Origin of the sequence: Listeria rocourtiae FSL F6-920, assembly GCF_000525975.1 — a bacterium.
GTDB classification, from domain to species: domain Bacteria; phylum Bacillota; class Bacilli; order Lactobacillales; family Listeriaceae; genus Listeria_A; species Listeria_A rocourtiae.
The window spans coordinates 34,088-54,158 of record NZ_AODK01000022.1 but is presented as its reverse complement, the minus strand read 5'-3'; the positions used below and the strand labels follow the sequence as shown (position 1 = coordinate 54,158).

The following is a 20,071-nucleotide window of genomic DNA, read 5'->3' as shown; positions in this document are numbered from 1 at the left end:
CCCTCCTTCAAAACGTCTCTTTGGCTAAGATCCTTATGAAGAATCTCGTGACAATAGTTCAAAGTTGCAAACAAAATACGACTACTTAGACACGACGACGTTTTGGAGGACGACATCCGTTATGAGGAACTGGAGTCACATCTTTAATAGCAGTTACATCAAGACCTGCCGCTTGAAGCGCACGAATTGCTGCTTCACGTCCTGAACCTGGTCCTTTAACTGTTACTTCCAAAGTTTTTAAACCATGCTCTTGTGCAGCTTTTGCACACGTTTCTGCCGCTAATTGCGCTGCGAAAGGTGTCGATTTACGAGCTCCTTTGAATCCTAAAGCTCCTGCACTTGACCATGCTACTGCGTTACCATGCATGTCAGTAATCGTTACGATTGTATTATTGAATGTAGAACGAATGTGTGCAATACCAGCTTCGATATTCTTTTTCACACGACGTTTACGAGTATTAGTTTTACGAGCCATTCACAAACTACCTCCTTTACTTACTAATTAATTATTTCTTCTTACCTGCGACCGTTTTTAATGGGCCTTTACGAGTACGTGCGTTGTTCTTCGTGTTTTGTCCACGAACTGGTAGACCACGACGATGACGCATGCCACGATAAGAACCGATTTCAATCAAACGCTTGATATTCAAGTTCACTTCACGACGAAGATCACCCTCAACCTTAATTTTGTCAACTAGTTCACGGATTTTACCAAGTTCATCCTCAGTCAAATCACGAGTACGAGTATTTTCAGAAACACCTGCTTCTTTTAATACATCCTTAGCCGTTTGGTTACCGATACCATAGATGTAAGTCAAAGATATTACGATACGCTTTTCGCGCGGAACATCAACACCTGCAATACGTGCCATTTATAAAAGCACCTCCTCTTATCCTTGTTTTTGTTTATGTTTCGGATTTTCACAAATTACCATTACTTTACCTTTTCTGCGAATAACTTTACATTTCTCACAGATTGGCTTTACTGATGGTCTTACTTTCATGTAGATATACCTCCTTGTTTACTAGAGAAAATGTCTCTATAAACCGATTGAAAACTAGCTGGCGAACCAGACCGGTATATAATTTCATTTCCGACAAATTATTATTTAAAACGGTAAGTGATTCTGCCACGTGTCAAGTCATACGGGGAAAGTTCCACCGTTACTTTATCACCTGGTAAAATACGAATATAGTGCATACGGATTTTGCCAGAAACTGTAGCTAAAACAGTATGACCATTTTCTAGTACAACTTTGAACATCGCGTTAGGCAATGTGTCTTCCACTGTACCTTCCACTTCGATTACATCTTCTTTTGCCATAAGTTGCTACCTCCTTACTCTTTTTAACTGGACCATTTACAGGTCTGCCATTTCTTTTCGCGTAAAATTCTATTACATGAAAAAACGCTAGACATACCAAAATCGTTCCCCACGACAAGGAATTAATTTTATACATCTTCAGACAATCGGTAAAAGTACGGTCCCGCAAAAATGGAAGTACAAGTGCATCTGGCTCGAGTTCGAACGCCTTCATATCACTATTTCCAGTAGCATTCCTATTTATCCAGATGATCCTCAGACAATCTCTCGTTCATCATGTTTCGCATAGCTGTAACTCACTGCACTGCCAATTACCCATTATACTACAAAACAAAACATTTTGCACTACATAGGTACCGACTGTAAAATAAGCGATGATTTCTTAAAATGAAGTCAGAATCTTATCTACGTCTTCGAACACGACATCAATATCTTGCTCTCCATTAACCGTAAACAAAGTTCCTTTTTCACCGTAAAAATCTAACAATGGTTGCGTTTGTTTGATGTTAACATTTAAGCGATTTTCTACAGTTTCTGCTTTGTCATCCTCGCGCTGATAAAGTGTTGCACCATCAAGGTCACAAATACCCGCTTGTTTCGGAGGATTAAAAACTTCATGATACGTTTTACCACAAGTTGAACAAATCCACCGACCAGTAAGACGTTTCATCAGACTGCTTTTATCTACTTGAATGTTAACAACAGCATTTAGCTTTGTCCCAAGGTCTGAAAGAATACTCTCTAATTCCTCGGCTTGCTCAACGGTACGTGGAAATCCATCAAGCAAAAAACCATTCTTAGCATCATCTTCAGCTAGGCGCTCACGAACGATACCGTTTGTCACATCGTCAGGTACTAAATTACCGCTATCCATGAAGGATTTAGCTTTTAGACCTAATTCTGTGCCATTTTTTATTGCTGCACGGAACATATCCCCAGTTGAAATGTGAGGAATATTGTATTTAGCAACAATTTTTTCAGCTTGCGTACCCTTACCGGCACCGGGCAGTCCCATTAACACTAGTTTCAACTGTATCGCCCCTTTTGTTTAGTAACACGTCGGGGCATGAGGTTTGACCCCCAGCCGACCCACGTGTTTATTTGATAAATCCTCGGTAATTTCGTTTCACAAGTTGTCCTTCTAATTGTTTTGTTGTATCAAGGGCTACCCCGATAACGATTAGCAAGCTAGTACCACCAATGGCAACAGATTGCGGTAAATCAAATACAGATGCTCCAATTGTAGGCATTATTGCTACTACAGAAAGGAAGATTGCACCAACAAAAGTTAGGCGGTAAAGCACACTCGTAAGATACGCTTGTGTTTCACGACCAGGACGTTTACTCGGAATATAGCCGCCTTGCTTTTTCAAGTTATCCGCAACTTTCTCAGGATTCACTTGGATAAACGCATAGAAGTAAGTAAATGCGATAATTAAGGCAACATATAGACACATACCAATTGGTTGTGTATAGTCAAAAATTTGTTTTAAGACTTTCACAACTTGGCTGGTTGAATCAACGAAGGCAAAGCTCAAAATAGTTTGCGGCGTAATGATAAAAGCACTTGCAAAGATTACCGGTATAACCCCAGCAGAGTTAAGTTTAAGCGGTAAATGCGTTGCTTGCGCCCCACCAGTTTTTGCACCAGCGACACGTTTTGAGTATTGAATTGGAATCTTACGCAACGCTTGTTGGAAGTATATAACGAGAACAATAATCGCTAAAACTGCAACTGCAATTGCGACAAGAATTAAAACGCGCACGAACAACTGATCACCAGCATCTTGAATTTGCGATGCATAGAGAGAACGTATACCATCAGGAATACGAGCCACGATACCTGCAAAGATAATAATGGAAATACCATTACCAACACCGCTCACAGTAATTTGTTCACCTAACCACATCAAGAACATTGTACCAGTAGTAAGAACAACTGCAATTGCCAAGTACTGAGGAATAGAAGGATCGATAATAAACCCTGAACCCGCCAGTCTATTGAAACCAAAAGCCATACCGAATGCTTCGACAAGCCCCAGCCCAATCGTTAAATAACGTGTCAATTGATTAGATTTCTTACGTCCCATCTCGCCTTGTTTTGCCCACTCAGTAAGCTTGGGTACAACATCCATTTGTAATAGTTGCACGATAATCGATGCGGTAATGTAAGGCATAACACCCATCGCGAAGATTGAAAAGTTCTTCAGCGCACCACCGTTGAAAGTATTTAAGAATCCTAGAATACCAGTTTCCATCGATTTTTGAATTGTAGCTGCGTCTACTCCCGGTACCGGAATAAATGTTCCGATACGGAAAATAACAAGCATAGCTAATGTAAACATGATTTTCTTACGAATATCTGCCACTCTGAAAAAATTGATCAACGTCGAAAACATTAGATCACCTCAGTTTGTCCACCAGCAGCCTCGATAGCCTCTTTAGCAGCTGATGAGAATTTGTTAGCTTTCACCGTAAGTTTTTTCTCGATTGCGCCGTTAGACAAAATCTTAATTCCAGATTTTGCATTACGGACGATACCTGTTTCAATTAATAATTCAGGTGTTACTTCTGTACCATCTTCAAAGCGATTTAAAACATCAATGTTCACAACAGCGTATTCTTTACGGTTAATATTTGTAAAACCACGTTTTGGAATACGACGGAACAATGGTAGTTGTCCACCTTCGAAACCTAGGCGTACACCGCCACCTGAACGTGCTTTTTGACCTTTGTGACCGCGTCCTGATGTTTTACCGTTACCAGAACTCATACCACGACCAACACGATTACGCTCTTTACGAGAACCTTCTGCAGGTTTAAGTTCGTGAAGTTTCATGTCAAGCACCTCCTCCTAATTTCTGATTTTATTTAAAATTTGTAGCAATAGCTTAAACTTCTTTAACGTCCACTAAATGGCTAACTTTAGTGATCATCCCACGAATTGCAGGATTATCTTCTTTTACAACAACAGAATTAGTTTTTCCCAAGCCAAGAGCTTGAACTGTTTTGCGTTGTGGTTGAGGGCGTCCGATTAAGCTACGTTTTAGAGTAATTTCTAATTTCGCCATAACGTTTATTCCCTCCTTATCCTAGTAATTCTTCAACTGTTTTGCCACGTAATTTCGCAACATCTTCAGCTTTTTTAAGTTGTTTAATACCATCAAATGTAGCGCGAACCATGTTGATTGGTGTGTTAGAACCTAGTGATTTACTAGACACATCAGCAACACCGGCAAGCTCAAGGACGGCACGAACTGGGCCACCAGCAGTTACACCAGAACCGGCACTTGCAGGTTTTAGGAGAATTTCTCCGCCACCAAAATGACCGATTGTTGTGTGTGGGATTGTAGTGTCAACAGTTGGTACGAAGATCATATTCTTCTTAGCATCGTCAATTGCTTTACGGATAGCATCTGGAACTTCTTGCGCTTTACCAGTACCGAATCCAACATGACCGTTTTTATCTCCAACGACTACGAGCGCTGAAAAACGGAAACGACGACCACCCTTAACTACTTTCGCAACACGGTTGATAGTAACTACGCGTTCTTCTAATTCTAATTTGTTTCCATCGATTTGTTGAGGCATGTAAGTTGTCCCTCCTTCTTATTAAAATTCCAATCCATTTTCACGAGCAGCTTCAGCCAAAGCTTGCACACGACCGTGGTATAAGTAACCTCCGCGATCAAATACAACAGCTTTAACACCTTTTTCTGCAGCGCGTTTTGCAACGATTTCGCCTACTTTTGTAGCAGCGTCAACTTTGGACTCCGCTTTAGGGAAATCTTTATCTACGTTAGATGCGCTAGCGATTGTTACACCGTTAACATCATCGATAAGTTGAGCATAAATGTTTTTGTTTGAACGGAATACGTTCAAGCGTGGACGAGCTGCAGTTCCAGAAATCTTAGAACGAACACGACCATGTCTTTTTTTACGCACTTTATTTTTGTCGATTTTGGTAATCACACGACTCACCTCTTCTCTTCGCTTTACGCGGCATTATTTACCAGTCTTACCTTCTTTACGACGTACAAATTCGCCTTCGTAACGGATACCTTTACCTTTATAAGGCTCTGGCGGACGTACGGAACGGATATTTGCAGCCAATTCGCCAACGTGTTCTTTGTTAATACCGCGAACGATAACTTTCGTGTTTGCTGGTACTTCCACTTCAACGCCTGGACGAGCTTCGAATTCTACTGGATGAGAGTAACCAACGTTTAAAACAAGTGTAGTACCTTGTTTTGCAGCACGGTAACCGACACCAATAAGCTCAAGAGTTTTTTCGTAACCTTCAGATACGCCGACAACCATGTTATTTAAGATAGCACGTGTTGTACCATGAAGAGCACGGTGTGTTTTATTGTCAGAAGGACGAGTCACATTAATCTCGCTACCTTCGATATTGATTGAGATATCAGGGTTAAAAGTTTTTACAAGCTCACCTTTAGGACCCTTAACAGTTGCTGTTGAACCATCCAATGTTACAGTAACACCAGCTGGAATAACAATTGTCTTTTTACCTATACGGGACATTTATTGCACCTCCTTGTGATTTTCTATTCTTACCAAACGTATGCTAATACTTCTCCGCCCACTTGTTTAGCGCGAGCTTCTTTGTCAGTTAACAAACCTTGAGAAGTAGATACAATTGCAATACCTAAACCGTTAAGTACTTTTGGCACCTCATCAGCTTTAGCGTAAACACGAAGACCTGGTTTACTGATACGTTTAAGCCCAGTAATTACACGCTCGTTTGCTGCACCATATTTAAGGAAAACACGGATTGTACCTTGTTTGTCGTCTTGAATATACTCAACGTCACGTACGAAACCTTCTCTTTTAAGGATTTCAGCGACTTCTTTTTTAATTTTTGAAGCAGGAACTTCTAATTTATCGTGACGTACCATATTGGCATTACGAATACGAGTTAGAAAATCTGCGATAGGATCTGTCATCACCATGAAAAATTTACCTCCTTCCCATTATTGGGTTTTTACCAGCTTGCTTTTCTGACGCCGGGAATTTGTCCTTTATAGGCAAGTTCACGGAAGCAGATACGGCATAGTCTAAATTTGCGAATAACGGAATGTGGACGACCACAACGTTCACAACGAGTGTAAGCTTGAACAGGATGTTTCGGTGTGCGTTTTTGCTTCGCGATCATTGATTTTTTAGCCACGTTTGCGCCTCCCTACTAATTTATTGATTACTATTTGGATTACTTTTGAAACGGCATTCCAACATGTGTCAGTAATTCTTTGGATTCTTCGTCAGATTTTGCAGTAGTAACGATTACTACGTCCATTCCGCGAACTTTGCTTACTTTATCGTAATCAATTTCAGGGAAAATTAATTGCTCTCTAACACCTAGCGTGTAGTTACCGCGACCATCGAAGGCTTTTTTAGAAACCCCACGGAAGTCACGAACACGTGGTAGGGAAACAGTAATTAATTTGTCTAAGAAATCATACATGCGGTCTCCACGTAGCGTTACTTTCGCACCGATTGGCATTCCTTCACGAAGACGGAAACCAGCGATTGAATTTTTCGCTTTTGTGATTACAGGTTTTTGACCAGTGATTAGAGCTAACTCTTCCACTGCACTATCCAAAACTTTCGCATTTGCTGTTGCATCACCAACACCAGTGTTGATTACGATTTTATCGATTTTTGGTACCTCCATTACGGAGTCATAATTGAATTTGCTCATTAAAGCAGGAACAATTTCCTTAAGATATCTATCTTTAAGGCGATTCATGTAATATTCCCTCCTTCCTCAAATACTTTTATTTAGTTGCGTCTTTTATAATTTCACCGGATTTTTTAGCTACGCGTACTTTCTTACCATCCTTGATTTCACGGTTCACACGAGTTGGTTCACCAGTCTTAGGATCGATAAGCATTACGTTAGATACGTGAATCGGTGCTTCAACATTTAAAATTCCACCTTGCGGGTTAACGTTTGATGGTTTTGTATGTTTTTTAACCATGTTAAGTCCTTCAACAATCACGCGGTCTTTCTTAGGAAAAGCAGCGATGATTTTGCCGGATTTACCTTTATCTTTACCAGTAATAACTTGAACTTTATCACCTTTTTTGACATGCATTGGGTCTAGCACCTCCTTGAGATTGAAACTACTGTATTTTAAAGAACTTCTGGAGCTAAAGAAACGATCTTCATAAAGTTGCTATCACGAAGTTCGCGTGCAACAGGTCCAAAAATACGTGTTCCACGAGGACTTTTATCGTCACGGATTATAACACATGCATTTTCATCAAATTTGATGTAAGAACCATCTTGACGACGTGCTCCACTCTTAGTACGAACGATTACCGCTCTAACTACTTCACCTTTTTTGACAACGCCACCTGGTGTTGCTTGTTTAACAGTACACACGATAACGTCACCAATGTTGGCAGTTTTGCGTCCTGATCCGCCTAGTACTTTAATTGTTAATACTTCACGAGCACCAGAGTTATCAGCGACTTTCAAACGACTTTCTTGTTGAATCATTAGGATACCCTCCTTCCAGACATACAATCAGGAAATTTATTTTTCCTAGTAAAACTTTTATTGCTATAGCTCACGATTTAAACGATGACAGCTTTCTCAACAACATCTAGCAAGCGGAAACGTTTAGTCGCCGATAATGGACGAGTTTCAGCAATACGCACTAAATCGCCTGTTTTAGCTACATTGTTTTCATCATGTGCTTTGAATTTTTTAGAATACTTCACTCGCTTACCATAAAGCTTGTGTTTCTTATACGTTTCAACAACGACAGTAACTGTTTTATCCATTTTGTCGGATACAACACGTCCTGTATATACTTTACGTTGGTTACGTTCAGACATGTATTAAAACCTCCTCCTGAATTAATTTTAAGCAAGTTCTCTTTCACGAACGATTGTTTTCATGCGAGCAATCGCTTTGCGCACTTCACGGATGCGTGCAGTGTTTTCCAATTGGCCAGTAGCTAATTGAAAGCGCAGGTTGAAAAGCTCTTCTTTTAGAGATTTCTCTTTATCTTGAATTTCAGTAGTTGACAATTCACGGATATCAGTTGCTTTCATTTGCTTCACCACCAATTTCTTCGCGTTTCACGATTTTTGTTTTAACAGGTAGTTTATGTGCTGCAAGACGTAATGCTTCACGCGCTACTTCTTCAGATACACCTGCGATTTCGAACATGATTTTGCCACGTTTAACTGGGCTTACCCAACCTTCCGGAGCACCTTTACCTTTACCCATCCGAACACCGATTGGCTTAGATGTGTAAGATTTATGAGGGAAAATTTTAATCCAAACTTTACCGCCACGTTTCATGTAACGAGTCATTGCAATACGGGCAGCTTCGATTTGACGGTTAGTGATCCATGAAGCATCAACTGCTTGAAGACCATACTCACCAAATGCTACTTCTGTTCCGCCTTTTGCGCGTCCACGCATGTTACCACGGAACTCACGACGGTATTTAACACGTTTTGGAACTAACATTATTATTTTCCTCCTTCCACATTTGTTTTCTTCGTAGGAAGGACTTCACCGCGATAAATCCAGACTTTAACGCCTAATTTACCATAAGTTGTGTCAGCTTCTTCCCATGCGTAATCGATATCAGCACGCAATGTATGAAGAGGAACTGTTCCTTCACTGTAATGTTCCGCACGAGCGATATCCGCTCCACCTAGACGGCCGGAAACTTGAGTTTTGATTCCACGAGCACCCGCACGCATTGTACGTTGGATTGCTTGTTTTTGTGCACGTCGGAACGATACACGACTTTCTAATTGACGAGCGATTCCTTCTGCTACTAATTTAGCATCAAGATCTGCTCTCTTAATTTCTACAATATTGATATGAACTCGTTTACCTGTAAGTTCATTTAGGTTTTTACGTAAAGATTCAACCTCAGATCCACCTTTACCGATAACCATACCTGGTTTAGCAGTGTGGATTGTGATGTTTACACGGCTTGCAGCGCGTTCGATTTCGATGCGAGATACAGAAGCATCTGATAAGTTTTTCGCGATATAATCACGGATACGTATATCTTCATGTAAGAAGTTCGCGTATTCTTTACCAGCATACCATTTTGAATCCCAATCACGAATGATACCGACACGCATACCAATTGGATGTATTTTTTGGCCCACGAATTATCCCTCCTCGACTTCAGATACCACGACTGTAATGTGGCTTGTACGTTTATTAATTGCGCTTGCGCGTCCCATTGCACGTGGACGGAAACGTTTCAATGTTGGGCCTTCGTCAACGAATGCCTCAGAAATTACTAGGTTATTTACATCTAAATCATAATTGTGCTCAGCGTTTGCGACTGCTGATTTTAAAACTTTCTCGATAACTGGAGAAGCAGCTTTTGGAGTAAGTTTTAGAATAGCAACGGCTTCACCGACTTGCTTACCACGGATTAGATCAATTACTAATCTAACTTTACGAGGAGCAATACGAACAGTTTTTGCAACGGCTTTTGCAGTTGTCATTAGGATATCCTCCTCTCAATTAACGTCTTGTTTTTTTATCGTCGCCCGCATGACCACGGTACGTACGAGTTGGTGCGAATTCACCTAATTTGTGTCCTACCATATCTTCTTGGATATAGACTGGAACGTGTTTGCGACCATCATATACAGCAATCGTTTGACCAACGAATACTGGGAAAATTGTTGAACGACGAGACCAAGTTTTGATAACTTGTTTCTTTTCGCTTGCATCAGCTGCCTCAACCTTCTTCATCAAATGATCATCTACAAAAGGTCCTTTTTTCAAGCTACGGCCCATGTTGGAACCTCCCTTCGCATAGTCAGGAATCGGAAAGCTAGTGCTTGCCCGTTCCTGCTACCTATAAAATCGTTTAAAGTACAAATCCAATTATTTTTTCTTACGACGACGTACGATAAATTTATCGGAGTTATTGTTTTTCTTACGAGTTTTGTAACCAAGTGTTGGTTTGCCCCAAGGAGACATTGGTGATTTACGTCCGATTGGTGCTTTACCTTCACCACCACCGTGAGGGTGATCATTCGGGTTCATGACAGATCCACGAACTGTTGGGCGTTTACCCATCCAACGTGAACGACCTGCTTTACCAATGTTGATAAGTTCGTGTTGTTCGTTACCAACTTGGCCGATAGTAGCACGACAAGTAGAAAGAATCATACGAACCTCACCAGAGTTAAGACGGATTAATACGTATTTGCCTTCTTTACCAAGTACTTGAGCACTTGTTCCAGCTGAACGTACTAATTGTCCACCTTTACCAGGCTTCATTTCGATATTGTGGATAACAGTACCCACTGGAATATCTTTAAGTTCTAGTGCGTTACCAACTTTGATATCCGCCTCTGAACCTGAATAAATTGTTTGGCCTACTTCTAAGCCTTTCGCTGCGATGATGTAGCGTTTTTCTCCATCAACGTAGTGAATTAATGCGATGTTAGCAGAACGGTTAGGATCATATTCGATCGTAGCAACGCGTCCTGGAATACCATCTTTATTACGTTTAAAATCGATCACGCGGTATTGACGTTTGTGTCCTCCACCGTGATGACGAACAGTTAACTTACCTTGGTTATTACGACCAGCCTTCTTTTTCAGAGGACGTAGTAAAGCTTTTTCTGGAGTACTTGTAGTAATCTCAGCAAAATCTGAACTCGTCATGTGACGACGGCCGTTTGTGGTAGGTTTATACTTTTTAATCGCCATTGTATTCCCTCCTTATTAGTTCAATTCATAGAAGTATTAAACTTCGAAAAATTGGATTTCTTTGCTATCGCCAGTAAGTGTCACAATAGCTTTACGACGCTTGTTTGTATAGCCAGCGTAACGACCCATGCGTTTCATTTTACCTTTGTAGTTCATTACGTTTACTTTCGCAACTTTAACTTCGAAAATTTCTTCGATAGCTTTTTTTTACGTGCGTTTTAGTAGCGCGTGTATCAACTTCAAATGTGTATTTCTTGTCGTCTAAAACACTTGTTGATTGCTCAGTGATAATTGGGCGCTTAATGATGTCGCGTGCATCCATTATGCAAGCACCTCCTCTACTTGTTCAAGAGCTGCTTTCGTGATAATTAGCTTATCATGTTTAGCAACATCTAGTACTGAGATACTTTGAGCTGGAATAACTTTAATGCCTTGTAAGTTACGTGCAGATAGTTCTACATTTTCACTTTCATCGGCTACTACTACCAATGCTTTTGTATCTACAGAGATATTCTTAAGGAAAGCCGTGAACTCTTTAGTCTTAGGAGCAGAGAAAGTTAAACCTTCTAATACTACTAGGCTTTCTTCTTTTACTTTAGAAGAAAGGATCGATTTGATCGCTAAACGACGAACTTTCTTAGGTAATTTGTAAGCATAGCTACGTGGTGTTGGACCGAATACGATACCGCCTCCACGCCATTGTGGGGAACGAATCGAACCTTGACGGGCACGACCAGTACCTTTTTGACGCCATGGTTTACGTCCACCGCCTCGTACTTCTGAGCGGCCTTTTACTTTATGAGTTCCTTGACGTAAGGAAGCTCGTTGACTCAAAATTACATCAACAACCACTTTTTCATTTGGTTCAATACCGAAAATAGTATCGTTAAGTGTAATTTCGCCAGCTTTTGTTCCATCTTGTTTCAATAAAGCTACGTTGGGCATTTTGTTAGTCCTCCTTTCCAATTAAATTATCTTGATTTGATTGCTGATTTGATTTGAATAAGCGCTTTTTTAGCTCCTGGAACATTTCCTTTAACTAAAAGAACATTCTTTTCTACGTCTACTTTGACGATTTCTAGGTTTTGGATAGTGATTTGATCTCCACCCATACGACCTGGAAGTAATTTATTTTTGAATACGCGGTTAGGTGCTACAGGACCCATTGAACCTGGGCGACGATGGTAACGCGATCCGTGGGCCATTGGTCCACGAGATTGTCCGTGGCGTTTGATAACACCTTGGAATCCTTTACCTTTCGATACGCCTGTCGCGTCGACGATGTCACCTTCTGCGAATACGTCTACTTTAATTTCTGCACCAATCTCATACTCGTCTAAGTTTACATCGCGTAATTCGCGAATGAAGCGCTTAGGAGTAGTATTGGCTTTTTCTACATGACCTTTTTCGGGTTTGTTTGACAACTTTTCGCGCTTATCCTCGAAACCGATTTGAATTGCTTCATATCCGTCCGTATCAACAGTTTTCTTTTGAAGTACTACGTTAGCACCCGCTTCGATTACTGTTACTGGAATAAGTTCGCCGTTTTCAGTGAAAACTTGTGTCATCCCTACTTTTCTACCTAAGATTCCTTTGGTCATGAGTCACACCTCCTGTTATTTTAGATTCTAATATTATAGTTTGATTTCGATGTCCACACCGCTTGGTAAGTCTAAACGCATAAGGCTATCAACAGTTTGTGGTGTTGGATTAACGATATCGATTAAACGTTTGTGTGTACGCATTTCGAATTGCTCACGTGAATCTTTGTATTTATGAACCGCACGTAAGATTGTGTAGACAGATTTCTCTGTTGGCAATGGAATCGGACCAGATACAGAAGCACCAGAACGTTTCGCAGTTTCTACAATTTTCTCAGCCGATTGATCCAAAATACGGTGATCATACGCTTTTAAACGAATACGAATTTTTTGTTTTGCCATTATTTTCCCTCCTTCTCGCCTACTTTTAAAATAGACATTCTCCGTGAAAATCTCCTGAACACTCGCCATGGCAAAGCGGCCGGGTGTGTCAGCAACCTCTCACTTCATCACATCTACAGCCCCAACTACTGGGGGTATTGCACGAAATAGACAGAACAATGCCTGTTCATTTGCACTTTATCTATTATACACGTCTGCCCTAGTAATTTCAACGATTTTGTGAAAAAACTTTTTTTATTGCTACTTTCAAGCTTTTAGATACGAAAAAGCCACAAATCAACGAGCTGATTCGTGACCTTTCAGGAGATTCTTAATGTAATTAATGCCATAGTTAGAGCGACTAATGCGAGAGCGGCTATTAAATCGCCCAAGTGCCATTGCAAGATACGAAATCTAGTTCTTTCTTTATCACCTTGATAGCCTCTTGCTTCCATTGCATTTGCTAGTTCCTCAGCCCGGTTGAAAGAACTAACGAACAGTGGGATAAATATTGGCACAACCACTTTCATTTGTTCGAATAAATTTCCCTCGCCAAAATCTACACCTCGAGCGCGCTGGGCTTTCATAATTTTATCGGTTTCTTCCATTAATGTAGGGATAAATCGCAATGCTACGGAAATCATCAGTGCTATATCTTGAACAGGCATTTTAAAAAATTTTGAACGGCCGTAGTATGTAGGCAATCGCACCTGTCAAATCCATAGGCGTTGTCGTCAGTGTGATTACCGTCGAGATGAAGATAATCAGTACAAATCTAATAAACACGTATATTCCATTAACTATGCCAAACGAGGAGATTGCAAATGGTCCCCAATTAAAGTAAATGGTTCCGCCGCTTGTAAATAGCATTTGTAGTAAAACAGTGAATAGAATGAGCCAGATTAAAGGCTTGACTCCTTTTATGAAGAAGCGATAAGAGATACCTGTCATTAGGATAACCAAAAATGTGAATAGCGTTAGCAAAGCATAAGTTTGCCAGTTATTCGCTAAAAATAGAATACCAATGAAATAAAAACCTGCTATTAATTTTGTTCTTGCATCTAGATGATGAATAAGGGATTCCCCAGGTATGAAGCGCCCAAATATTAATTTATCAAGCATTGGAAATCCCTCTTTTCTCATTATATATTGTATTTAAAGATTAAACTTGCAACTAGACAAAAGATAATTGCACTGTTTGTGATAACAAAATTTTTGATGGAAATAACGAATGTTCTCGCTTTGACTTGCTCGATGTTGAATTTCTTTAAGTTTTTAAATACTGGAATAATCGCGAGGAGTGTTATGAGCATAATCGGACTTAGGTAACCGATGATTACGGAAATTACAATAGCTATAAACGAAGCGTAATATAAGGCGTTAAAAAGGATTACCGCATATTTTTTACTAATATAGTATGGTAGCGTATAGCGATGATTGCGGATATCTTCGTCCAAATCACAAATATTGTTAGCTAGCATGATGTTTGCAATCGTGAAAATACATGGTAAGGATACAATAGCAATTCGGATGATTTCAACCAGATTCACCTTCACTGTAATCCATTCTCCTGACCAAATTAAATTCGCAATGCCATCATCATATGCGTTCACATAAATCGCCAGAAAGACAATGCCAAACCCCATTGTCACCCCCGAAAAGATTTCACCTAATGGCATACGTGACAACGGAACTGGACCAAATGTGTATAAAATACCAATACAAAAACAGATAAAACCGACTAGTAAAACGAGCAAATCAGTTTCGATAACAAGCCAAACTCCTAGCCCACTCGCTATGAAAAACATCGCAAAAATCGTGCTAATTACCGTCTTCTCTGATATTCTCTCCTGTCCGATAACATTGCTCATCGTGCGATAGTCGTAATCATGATTATTCGTTGCTTTTCGATAGTCCATATAATTATTAATCGCCGTTGTTGTTAAATCAAAAATTAGCATTGAACTAAAGAAAATCAGTGTATTTTTCCAATTGAATAAGCTATATTGATATACCGCGAATAAAGTTCCTATAACAAATGGAAAAACACTCGCGATTTTCGTCTGAATTTCTACCAATTTCAAAAAAGCTGGTATCGACACGCCCTACACTCCTTTTTAATTAGCCAGTTGGAAGTTTTTATCCGTTAACTTAAACTTCCCTTTCAAACCGGATGTGATATAGACCTTCTTCTCTTTACTTACAAAAATTGCTTCAACACCCTTGTATGTTTCGATAAAATCAAGGCCGCCTTGAACACCTTTTGAGAACGTTGCTGTTGATAAGCCGTCACCGTCAATCGATTTTTCAGAAATAATCGATACGCCTGCAATGTCATTATCGAAAGGATAGCCAGTTTTCGGATCCAATAAATGATGATATTTTACGCCGTCTACTTCCAAGTAACGCTCATAAATCCCAGATGTAACAATCGATTTATTTGCTTCCGGAATAGTACCAATGACTGTGCCGCGAGACTCGAATGGATCTTGAATACCTACAACCCAATCACCGCCTTTAGGACTGTCCCCTTTGACAATAATGTTTCCTCCAAGATCAATAATAGCTGTCGTTACTTTATTCTCATCTAAGACTTTAGCCACTTCATCCGCGATATAGCCTTTGGCGATCGCACCTAAGTCTATCTCCATGCCTTTTTCTTCTAAGTATACGGTTTTTTTTAGCGTCATCTAACTTTACTTTTGTATAGTCAATTAATGGTAAAGCCGCGTCAATTTCTGCTTGGCTTGGCTTTCTAGCATCATCAAAACCGATATGCCACAGAGAAGTCAGTGGACCAATCGTGATATCAAAGCTACCACTTGAGCTTGCACTGTATTTCAAACCTTCCTTAATAAGATAGTAAACATCATCGTTCACCTTCACTGGATTTTTCCCAGCAGCCAAATTCACTTTATCTACTTCTGATGTTTTAGCACTATCGCTCGTTGTAATTTGCTTGTCAAGCTCTTTAATTCGGTCAAAGGCTTTGAGAAGAACATCCTCTTTTCCCTTATCATAAATCTTTACTACGTTGATTGTTCCCATAAGAAAATCTGTTTTTGTGTATGGCTGAGAAACTAATTCTGAGCTCTCATCTTTGGATGCTTCGCTTTTCTTCGTATCATTATTGCCACAAGCAGTCACAATAGCCATTAAAAGTACGAGCGCTATTAACATATACAATTTCTTCATTATAAATGGCACCTTTCCGTTTTTGGAATAAATATAATCTGTTTATCGCTATTTTAGCGTATCGGTGATTGGTAGTGTTGTCAAGAAAACCGTGTGTTATGCGGACAAAAAGACTCCAGAGATTTCGCCCTGAAGCCCTTCATTTTTATTGCTATTTGCTTATTCAGCTTCTACTTTGTTATACACTTTAATCATATCTGTATTACCAGATTGTGCTGCGTTGTAAAGTTGTGCCGCATAGATTCTGAATGAGTTAGAAGATTCTGTTGCACCTGTAACTACTGCAACATCAGCTGGGTTTTGCTTGTCAACAAGAGCCTTGTTAAGTGCTGGAATATATTCTTGTGGACCTACACCAGCTTTTGATTTCATGTTTTTCTCATAGTCAGCATCATCTGTTTTCTTCTTACCGTCTTTGTCTACATAGTTGTAGTCAGATGATGTAATCTTACCATCTTTTACTTCCATATTGAACACCAAACGGTAGTTATGCGCGTAATTTTGTTCTTCTAATGAGTATTTACCGTCTTGTAGTGTAGCACCATTGTTGATTTCAATTGTCGCTGTATCTGCACGTTGCGCTGCTTGAATCAATTGGTTAGAGTAATTGATGAAAGAATCAGATGAATGAGTTGCGCCCGTTACTACTTCAACGTCTGCCGCTGATTGTTTGGCAACTAAAGAATCGTTCAATGCTGGGATGTATTCTTGTGGACCTGTACCAACTTTAGCTTTCATATTTTTCTCGTAATCAGCATCATCTGTTTTTAGCTTACCATCTTTATTTTCATAGTTATAATCAGATTTTGTGATTGCATTATCTTTAACGGTAATTGTCATAAATCCTTTCCAACCTTTATCATCGAAGTTCTTCTCTTGCAATTTATAAGTACCGTCTGTCATTGTGCCATCTGTTTTACCTGCTGTTTTTGTTGTATCTGACTGTTTGCTGTCACTAGACTTATTATCATTGCTATTATCATTACCACATGCTACCAATAACATGCTTGAAGCCATTACTGCCGTCAGGGCCATTACCAACTTTTTCTTCTTCATAAATTTGCTCCCACCTTTTAAAATATTACTTGTGATGACATGAACAATGGAAAGTGCACGAAAACACAAGCTCACCTCAATTCCACTTAAATATAACATTATTGTCTCAATTTGTCTACACACAGTATGCATGATTTAAAAACCAAGAATTTTCAGAAAGTCCACTCTTTCATAATTTGTAATACTTCTTTAAAATTTTTACCACTCAAATGGTGTTTGTTGCCCTGTGAAGGTTTTCACCTATAATATCGCGTTTGTTTCCTAATTTTTGAGGGTAAAGACCCTAGACAGCATTTCTACTATCTGTTAAACTGAGTGATGTTATTACTAGTTAAGAGTTTTAGACGTAGGACTTATAATTTTTGTGAATATACTTACAAGGAGTTGAGAAAGCATATGCCTGAAAAGAATATTGTATTAATAGGGGCGGGATATGCAGGTGTACATGCAGCTAAGAAATTAGCGAAAAAGTACAAGAGAGACGAATCAGTTACCATCACGTTAATTGATAGACATTCATATCACACGATGATGACTGAATTACATGAAGTAGCTGGAGGACGTGTTGAACCAACAGCGATACAGTACGATTTACGCCATTTGTTTAACCGTACGAAAGTGAAATTAGTGACAGATAACGTAACGCACGTTGATCACGAAACAAAAACAGTGACGACAGAACATGGCAGCTACCCGTTTGATTACCTTGTTCTTGGTATGGGGGGCGAACCTAATGATTTCGGGACACCTGGTGTTAGTGAACATGGCTTCACGCTTTGGTCTTGGGAAAACGCGGTTAAATTGCGCGAACATATCGAGACGGTCGTGCATGATGCTTCCGAAGAGCAAAACGTAGCAAAACGCAAAGCCATGCTAACTTTTGCCATTTGTGGTTCGGGTTTTACTGGAATCGAGATGGTCGGGGAATTGCTTGACTGGAAAACACGTCTTGCAAAAGATAACAAGGTTGATGTTTCTGAAATTGAATTGATTGTTGTCGAAGCGGCACCAACGATTCTGAACATGCTAGACCGGAAAGATGCCCAAAAAGCGGAAGACTTCATGCTGAAAAAAGGCATCAAGATTATGAAAGATGCCGCAATCGTTGAAGTTAAGGCGGAAAGCATTGTATTGAAATCCGGCGATGAAATTCCAACGCACACATTGATTTGGACTGCTGGTGTTCGTGCAAATTCTGATACGAAAGATTATGGGATGGAAACTGCGCGTGCTGGTCGTTTGAAAGTGAATGAATACATGGAAGCTGAGAAATTCGAAAACACATACGTTATCGGTGACTTGGCTTATTACGAAGAGGAAGAAGGCAAGCCAACGCCTCAAATCGTAGAAGCTGCTGAGCAAACTGGTATGACCGCTGCAAAAAGCATTATCGCGGAAATCAGCGGAACAGAAAAAGAAGCTTATAAAGGAAAATATCACGGTGTCATGGTTTCGATTGGCTCCAAATATGGTGTCGCTAACCTGGGTGGATTGCGCTTACATGGTTGGTTCGCGATTTTCATGAAGCACATGGTCAACCTTTATTACTTCTTCGGAATCCGCAGTGGCTATTATATGGCACAATACGTTTCACATGAATTTTTCCATATTAGAGATAATCGGAATATTTTCCGAGGTTGGACTTCTCGTTATGGTAACGTACTTTGGACATTGCCACTTCGTATTTATCTTGGTTGGTTCTGGGTTGATGAGGCATTATCTAAGATTTACGGTGAGACAACGTGGGATAAAATTAGCCTAACGAACCTGAAGCCATTATTCCAAGGACTTGGACCTGATTCATGGCTAACTGCTACAACTTCAAAAATGCCATTTGAATGGTTACAAACAGACGCCACATCTGGTGCATCTCAGGCAGCCGGTGATGCAGCCGGGGCCGCCGCAACAAACGTAACAACACCGATTTTCAGTCATATGCCTGGTTGGTTTGAATGGATCATGAAACTTATCATGCCAAACCTCGACGTTGCTCTCTTCATGCAAAAAGTCGTTCCGTTCATAGAGCTTGCCATTGGTCTTGCGCTTGTTGTTGGTCTATTTACTTGGTTAGCTAGTATCGGAAGCGCTGGATTCCTAGTAATGTTCACACTTTGTGCCATGCTTGGGTGGGATAAATTCTGGGCATTACCGGCTTCAATCGCTTTACTAAATGGTGCTGGACGTACATTCGGTTTAGATTATTGGGCTATGCCTTGGTTCCAAAAACATCTCGGACGTTGGTGGTACGGTAAGGAAAGTTCCATTTATCGCGATAAGTAACTGTATAAGATTTAAACATAGCGAAAGGCAGCAAAAAAAACTGCCTTTCGCTATATATTTTTGCCAGAGTGTATTACAATGAACATAAAGCTAGTTAGAGGGGGAAAAGAACGTGAAGGAATACTTACATATGGTCAAGCGTTGGGATGTCATTATTGTTGTACTTTTGACCCTGCTTTCTTTTTTGCCTCTAGCTATTTTTACTTATGCAAAATCACAAGAACCTACCTCACCTGCTGGTTCGGAGTCGAAACTAGTTGCTGTGATTAAAGTTGATGGTAAGGAGTATAAGCGTGTGGATTTGACTGGTCATAAAGGTGTGGATACGTTTAAAGTGCTCGCAGATGATGGAGATTATAACGAGATTGAAGTGAAGGACGAGCGGATCCGGATTAGTGCTGCGAATTGTAATGATCAGGTTTGCGTCCGAGTCGGCGCAATTGGAAAGCTTGGCCAGACAATTGTTTGTTTGCCGCATAAGGTCGTGATCGAAGTTCAATCATCCACTGGTGAAACAGAGCCGGATGATGGGATTGTTATTCCTTCATAAGATTATTT

The 20,071-nt window shown here is 40.1% G+C and carries 30 protein-coding genes and 3 pseudogenes; 2 read left to right on the top strand and 31 right to left on the bottom strand.

The window, feature by feature from the left end; translation table 11 throughout:
• Positions 1–85 precede the first annotated feature (85 nt).
• The 31 genes and pseudogenes from rpsK to pplA form a co-directional block, all read right to left on the bottom strand.
• Positions 86–475 carry a 30S ribosomal protein S11 gene (rpsK, locus tag PROCOU_RS08465; RefSeq protein WP_036071400.1) on the bottom strand — a complete coding sequence of 130 codons (390 nt, stop codon included), beginning with the start codon at positions 473–475 and terminating at the stop codon, positions 86–88.
• Between the two features lie 31 nt (positions 476–506).
• Positions 507–872: a 30S ribosomal protein S13 gene (gene rpsM / locus PROCOU_RS08460; protein ID WP_036071398.1), complete on the bottom strand. Its 366-nt coding sequence runs from the start codon at positions 870–872 to the stop codon at positions 507–509.
• A gap of 18 nt (positions 873–890) precedes the next feature.
• Complete coding sequence (gene rpmJ, locus PROCOU_RS08455) at positions 891–1,004, bottom strand: 50S ribosomal protein L36 (protein WP_003156543.1); 114 nt, start codon at positions 1,002–1,004, stop codon at positions 891–893.
• Positions 1,005–1,105: 101 nt separating this feature from the next.
• Entirely contained in the window at positions 1,106–1,324 is a 219-nt protein-coding gene (infA, locus tag PROCOU_RS08450; RefSeq protein ID WP_036060296.1) for a translation initiation factor IF-1, read from the bottom strand.
• A gap of 382 nt (positions 1,325–1,706) precedes the next feature.
• A complete protein-coding gene (locus tag PROCOU_RS08445; protein WP_036071396.1) occupies positions 1,707–2,354 on the bottom strand; it encodes an adenylate kinase in 648 nt (215 codons plus the stop codon).
• Between the two features lie 67 nt (positions 2,355–2,421).
• On the bottom strand, positions 2,422–3,723 hold the full coding sequence (secY, locus tag PROCOU_RS08440; RefSeq protein ID WP_036071395.1) for a preprotein translocase subunit SecY: 1,302 nt from the start codon (positions 3,721–3,723) through the stop codon (positions 2,422–2,424).
• Entirely contained in the window at positions 3,723–4,163 is a 441-nt protein-coding gene (gene rplO / locus PROCOU_RS08435; protein ID WP_036071394.1) for a 50S ribosomal protein L15, read from the bottom strand. Before rplO ends, secY begins: the two co-directional genes overlap by 1 nt.
• 52 nt (positions 4,164–4,215) lie before the next feature.
• Entirely contained in the window at positions 4,216–4,395 is a 180-nt protein-coding gene (gene rpmD / locus PROCOU_RS08430; protein ID WP_003720933.1) for a 50S ribosomal protein L30, read from the bottom strand.
• Between the two features lie 16 nt (positions 4,396–4,411).
• Positions 4,412–4,915, bottom strand: coding sequence for a 30S ribosomal protein S5 (gene rpsE, locus PROCOU_RS08425; RefSeq protein ID WP_036071392.1), 504 nt, complete (start codon positions 4,913–4,915; stop codon positions 4,412–4,414).
• Between the two features lie 21 nt (positions 4,916–4,936).
• Positions 4,937–5,296 carry a 50S ribosomal protein L18 gene (gene rplR, locus PROCOU_RS08420; RefSeq protein WP_036071391.1) on the bottom strand — a complete coding sequence of 120 codons (360 nt, stop codon included), beginning with the start codon at positions 5,294–5,296 and terminating at the stop codon, positions 4,937–4,939.
• A 33-nt stretch (positions 5,297–5,329) separates the two neighbouring features.
• Positions 5,330–5,866, bottom strand: a complete 537-nt coding sequence (gene rplF, locus PROCOU_RS08415) for a 50S ribosomal protein L6 (RefSeq protein ID WP_036071390.1) — start codon at positions 5,864–5,866, stop codon at positions 5,330–5,332.
• A 29-nt stretch (positions 5,867–5,895) separates the two neighbouring features.
• Entirely contained in the window at positions 5,896–6,294 is a 399-nt protein-coding gene (gene rpsH / locus PROCOU_RS08410) for a 30S ribosomal protein S8 (protein WP_036065514.1), read from the bottom strand.
• A 32-nt stretch (positions 6,295–6,326) separates the two neighbouring features.
• Complete coding sequence (locus tag PROCOU_RS17160) at positions 6,327–6,512, bottom strand: type Z 30S ribosomal protein S14 (protein WP_077912491.1); 186 nt, start codon at positions 6,510–6,512, stop codon at positions 6,327–6,329.
• A gap of 39 nt (positions 6,513–6,551) precedes the next feature.
• The gene (gene rplE / locus PROCOU_RS08405) at positions 6,552–7,091 is read right to left on the bottom strand and encodes a 50S ribosomal protein L5 (protein WP_036065509.1); all 540 of its coding nucleotides are present in this window, start codon (positions 7,089–7,091) and stop codon (positions 6,552–6,554) included.
• A 28-nt stretch (positions 7,092–7,119) separates the two neighbouring features.
• Entirely contained in the window at positions 7,120–7,440 is a 321-nt protein-coding gene (gene rplX, locus PROCOU_RS08400) for a 50S ribosomal protein L24 (protein WP_036071389.1), read from the bottom strand.
• A 38-nt stretch (positions 7,441–7,478) separates the two neighbouring features.
• Positions 7,479–7,847, bottom strand: coding sequence for a 50S ribosomal protein L14 (gene rplN / locus PROCOU_RS08395; RefSeq protein ID WP_036071388.1), 369 nt, complete (start codon positions 7,845–7,847; stop codon positions 7,479–7,481).
• 77 nt (positions 7,848–7,924) lie between these two features.
• A complete protein-coding gene (gene rpsQ / locus PROCOU_RS08390; RefSeq protein ID WP_036071387.1) occupies positions 7,925–8,188 on the bottom strand; it encodes a 30S ribosomal protein S17 in 264 nt (87 codons plus the stop codon).
• A 27-nt stretch (positions 8,189–8,215) separates the two neighbouring features.
• A complete protein-coding gene (gene rpmC / locus PROCOU_RS08385; RefSeq protein ID WP_036060270.1) occupies positions 8,216–8,407 on the bottom strand; it encodes a 50S ribosomal protein L29 in 192 nt (63 codons plus the stop codon).
• Positions 8,394–8,831: a 50S ribosomal protein L16 gene (gene rplP, locus PROCOU_RS08380; RefSeq protein ID WP_036071386.1), complete on the bottom strand. Its 438-nt coding sequence runs from the start codon at positions 8,829–8,831 to the stop codon at positions 8,394–8,396. The genes rpmC and rplP overlap by 14 nt, the downstream gene beginning before the upstream one ends.
• 2 nt (positions 8,832–8,833) lie before the next feature.
• Positions 8,834–9,490, bottom strand: coding sequence for a 30S ribosomal protein S3 (rpsC, locus tag PROCOU_RS08375; protein WP_036071385.1), 657 nt, complete (start codon positions 9,488–9,490; stop codon positions 8,834–8,836).
• A 3-nt stretch (positions 9,491–9,493) separates the two neighbouring features.
• The gene (gene rplV, locus PROCOU_RS08370) at positions 9,494–9,838 is read right to left on the bottom strand and encodes a 50S ribosomal protein L22 (RefSeq protein ID WP_036071384.1); all 345 of its coding nucleotides are present in this window, start codon (positions 9,836–9,838) and stop codon (positions 9,494–9,496) included.
• A 19-nt stretch (positions 9,839–9,857) separates the two neighbouring features.
• Positions 9,858–10,136, bottom strand: a complete 279-nt coding sequence (gene rpsS / locus PROCOU_RS08365) for a 30S ribosomal protein S19 (protein ID WP_036065502.1) — start codon at positions 10,134–10,136, stop codon at positions 9,858–9,860.
• A gap of 90 nt (positions 10,137–10,226) precedes the next feature.
• Positions 10,227–11,060, bottom strand: a complete 834-nt coding sequence (gene rplB / locus PROCOU_RS08360; protein WP_036060259.1) for a 50S ribosomal protein L2 — start codon at positions 11,058–11,060, stop codon at positions 10,227–10,229.
• Positions 11,061–11,096: 36 nt separating this feature from the next.
• Positions 11,097–11,382, bottom strand: a pseudogene (rplW, locus tag PROCOU_RS08355) (50S ribosomal protein L23).
• Positions 11,382–12,005 carry a 50S ribosomal protein L4 gene (gene rplD / locus PROCOU_RS08350; protein ID WP_036071383.1) on the bottom strand — a complete coding sequence of 208 codons (624 nt, stop codon included), beginning with the start codon at positions 12,003–12,005 and terminating at the stop codon, positions 11,382–11,384. The pseudogene rplW and the gene rplD overlap by 1 nt, the downstream one beginning before the upstream one ends.
• 26 nt (positions 12,006–12,031) lie before the next feature.
• Entirely contained in the window at positions 12,032–12,661 is a 630-nt protein-coding gene (gene rplC, locus PROCOU_RS08345) for a 50S ribosomal protein L3 (RefSeq protein WP_036071382.1), read from the bottom strand.
• 33 nt (positions 12,662–12,694) lie between these two features.
• Entirely contained in the window at positions 12,695–13,003 is a 309-nt protein-coding gene (rpsJ, locus tag PROCOU_RS08340) for a 30S ribosomal protein S10 (protein ID WP_025729837.1), read from the bottom strand.
• Positions 13,004–13,302: 299 nt separating this feature from the next.
• A pseudogene (gene fmnA / locus PROCOU_RS08335) lies at positions 13,303–14,104 on the bottom strand (FAD export ECF transporter transmembrane subunit FmnA).
• 20 nt (positions 14,105–14,124) lie between these two features.
• Positions 14,125–15,084 carry a 1,4-dihydroxy-2-naphthoate polyprenyltransferase gene (menA, locus tag PROCOU_RS08330; protein WP_036071381.1) on the bottom strand — a complete coding sequence of 320 codons (960 nt, stop codon included), beginning with the start codon at positions 15,082–15,084 and terminating at the stop codon, positions 14,125–14,127.
• A 15-nt stretch (positions 15,085–15,099) separates the two neighbouring features.
• Positions 15,100–16,177, bottom strand: a pseudogene (locus PROCOU_RS08325) (FAD:protein FMN transferase).
• A 159-nt stretch (positions 16,178–16,336) separates the two neighbouring features.
• The gene (pplA, locus tag PROCOU_RS08320; RefSeq protein ID WP_036071483.1) at positions 16,337–17,233 is read right to left on the bottom strand and encodes an extracellular electron transfer flavoprotein PplA; all 897 of its coding nucleotides are present in this window, start codon (positions 17,231–17,233) and stop codon (positions 16,337–16,339) included.
• 396 nt (positions 17,234–17,629) lie between these two features.
• Here pplA and PROCOU_RS08315 point away from each other — a divergent pair, with 396 nt between their 5' ends.
• A complete protein-coding gene (locus tag PROCOU_RS08315) occupies positions 17,630–19,513 on the top strand; it encodes an FAD-dependent oxidoreductase (protein ID WP_036071380.1) in 1,884 nt (627 codons plus the stop codon).
• A 112-nt stretch (positions 19,514–19,625) separates the two neighbouring features.
• A complete protein-coding gene (locus PROCOU_RS08310) occupies positions 19,626–20,063 on the top strand; it encodes a NusG domain II-containing protein (RefSeq protein ID WP_036071379.1) in 438 nt (145 codons plus the stop codon).
• The last annotated feature ends 8 nt before the right edge of the window (positions 20,064–20,071 follow it).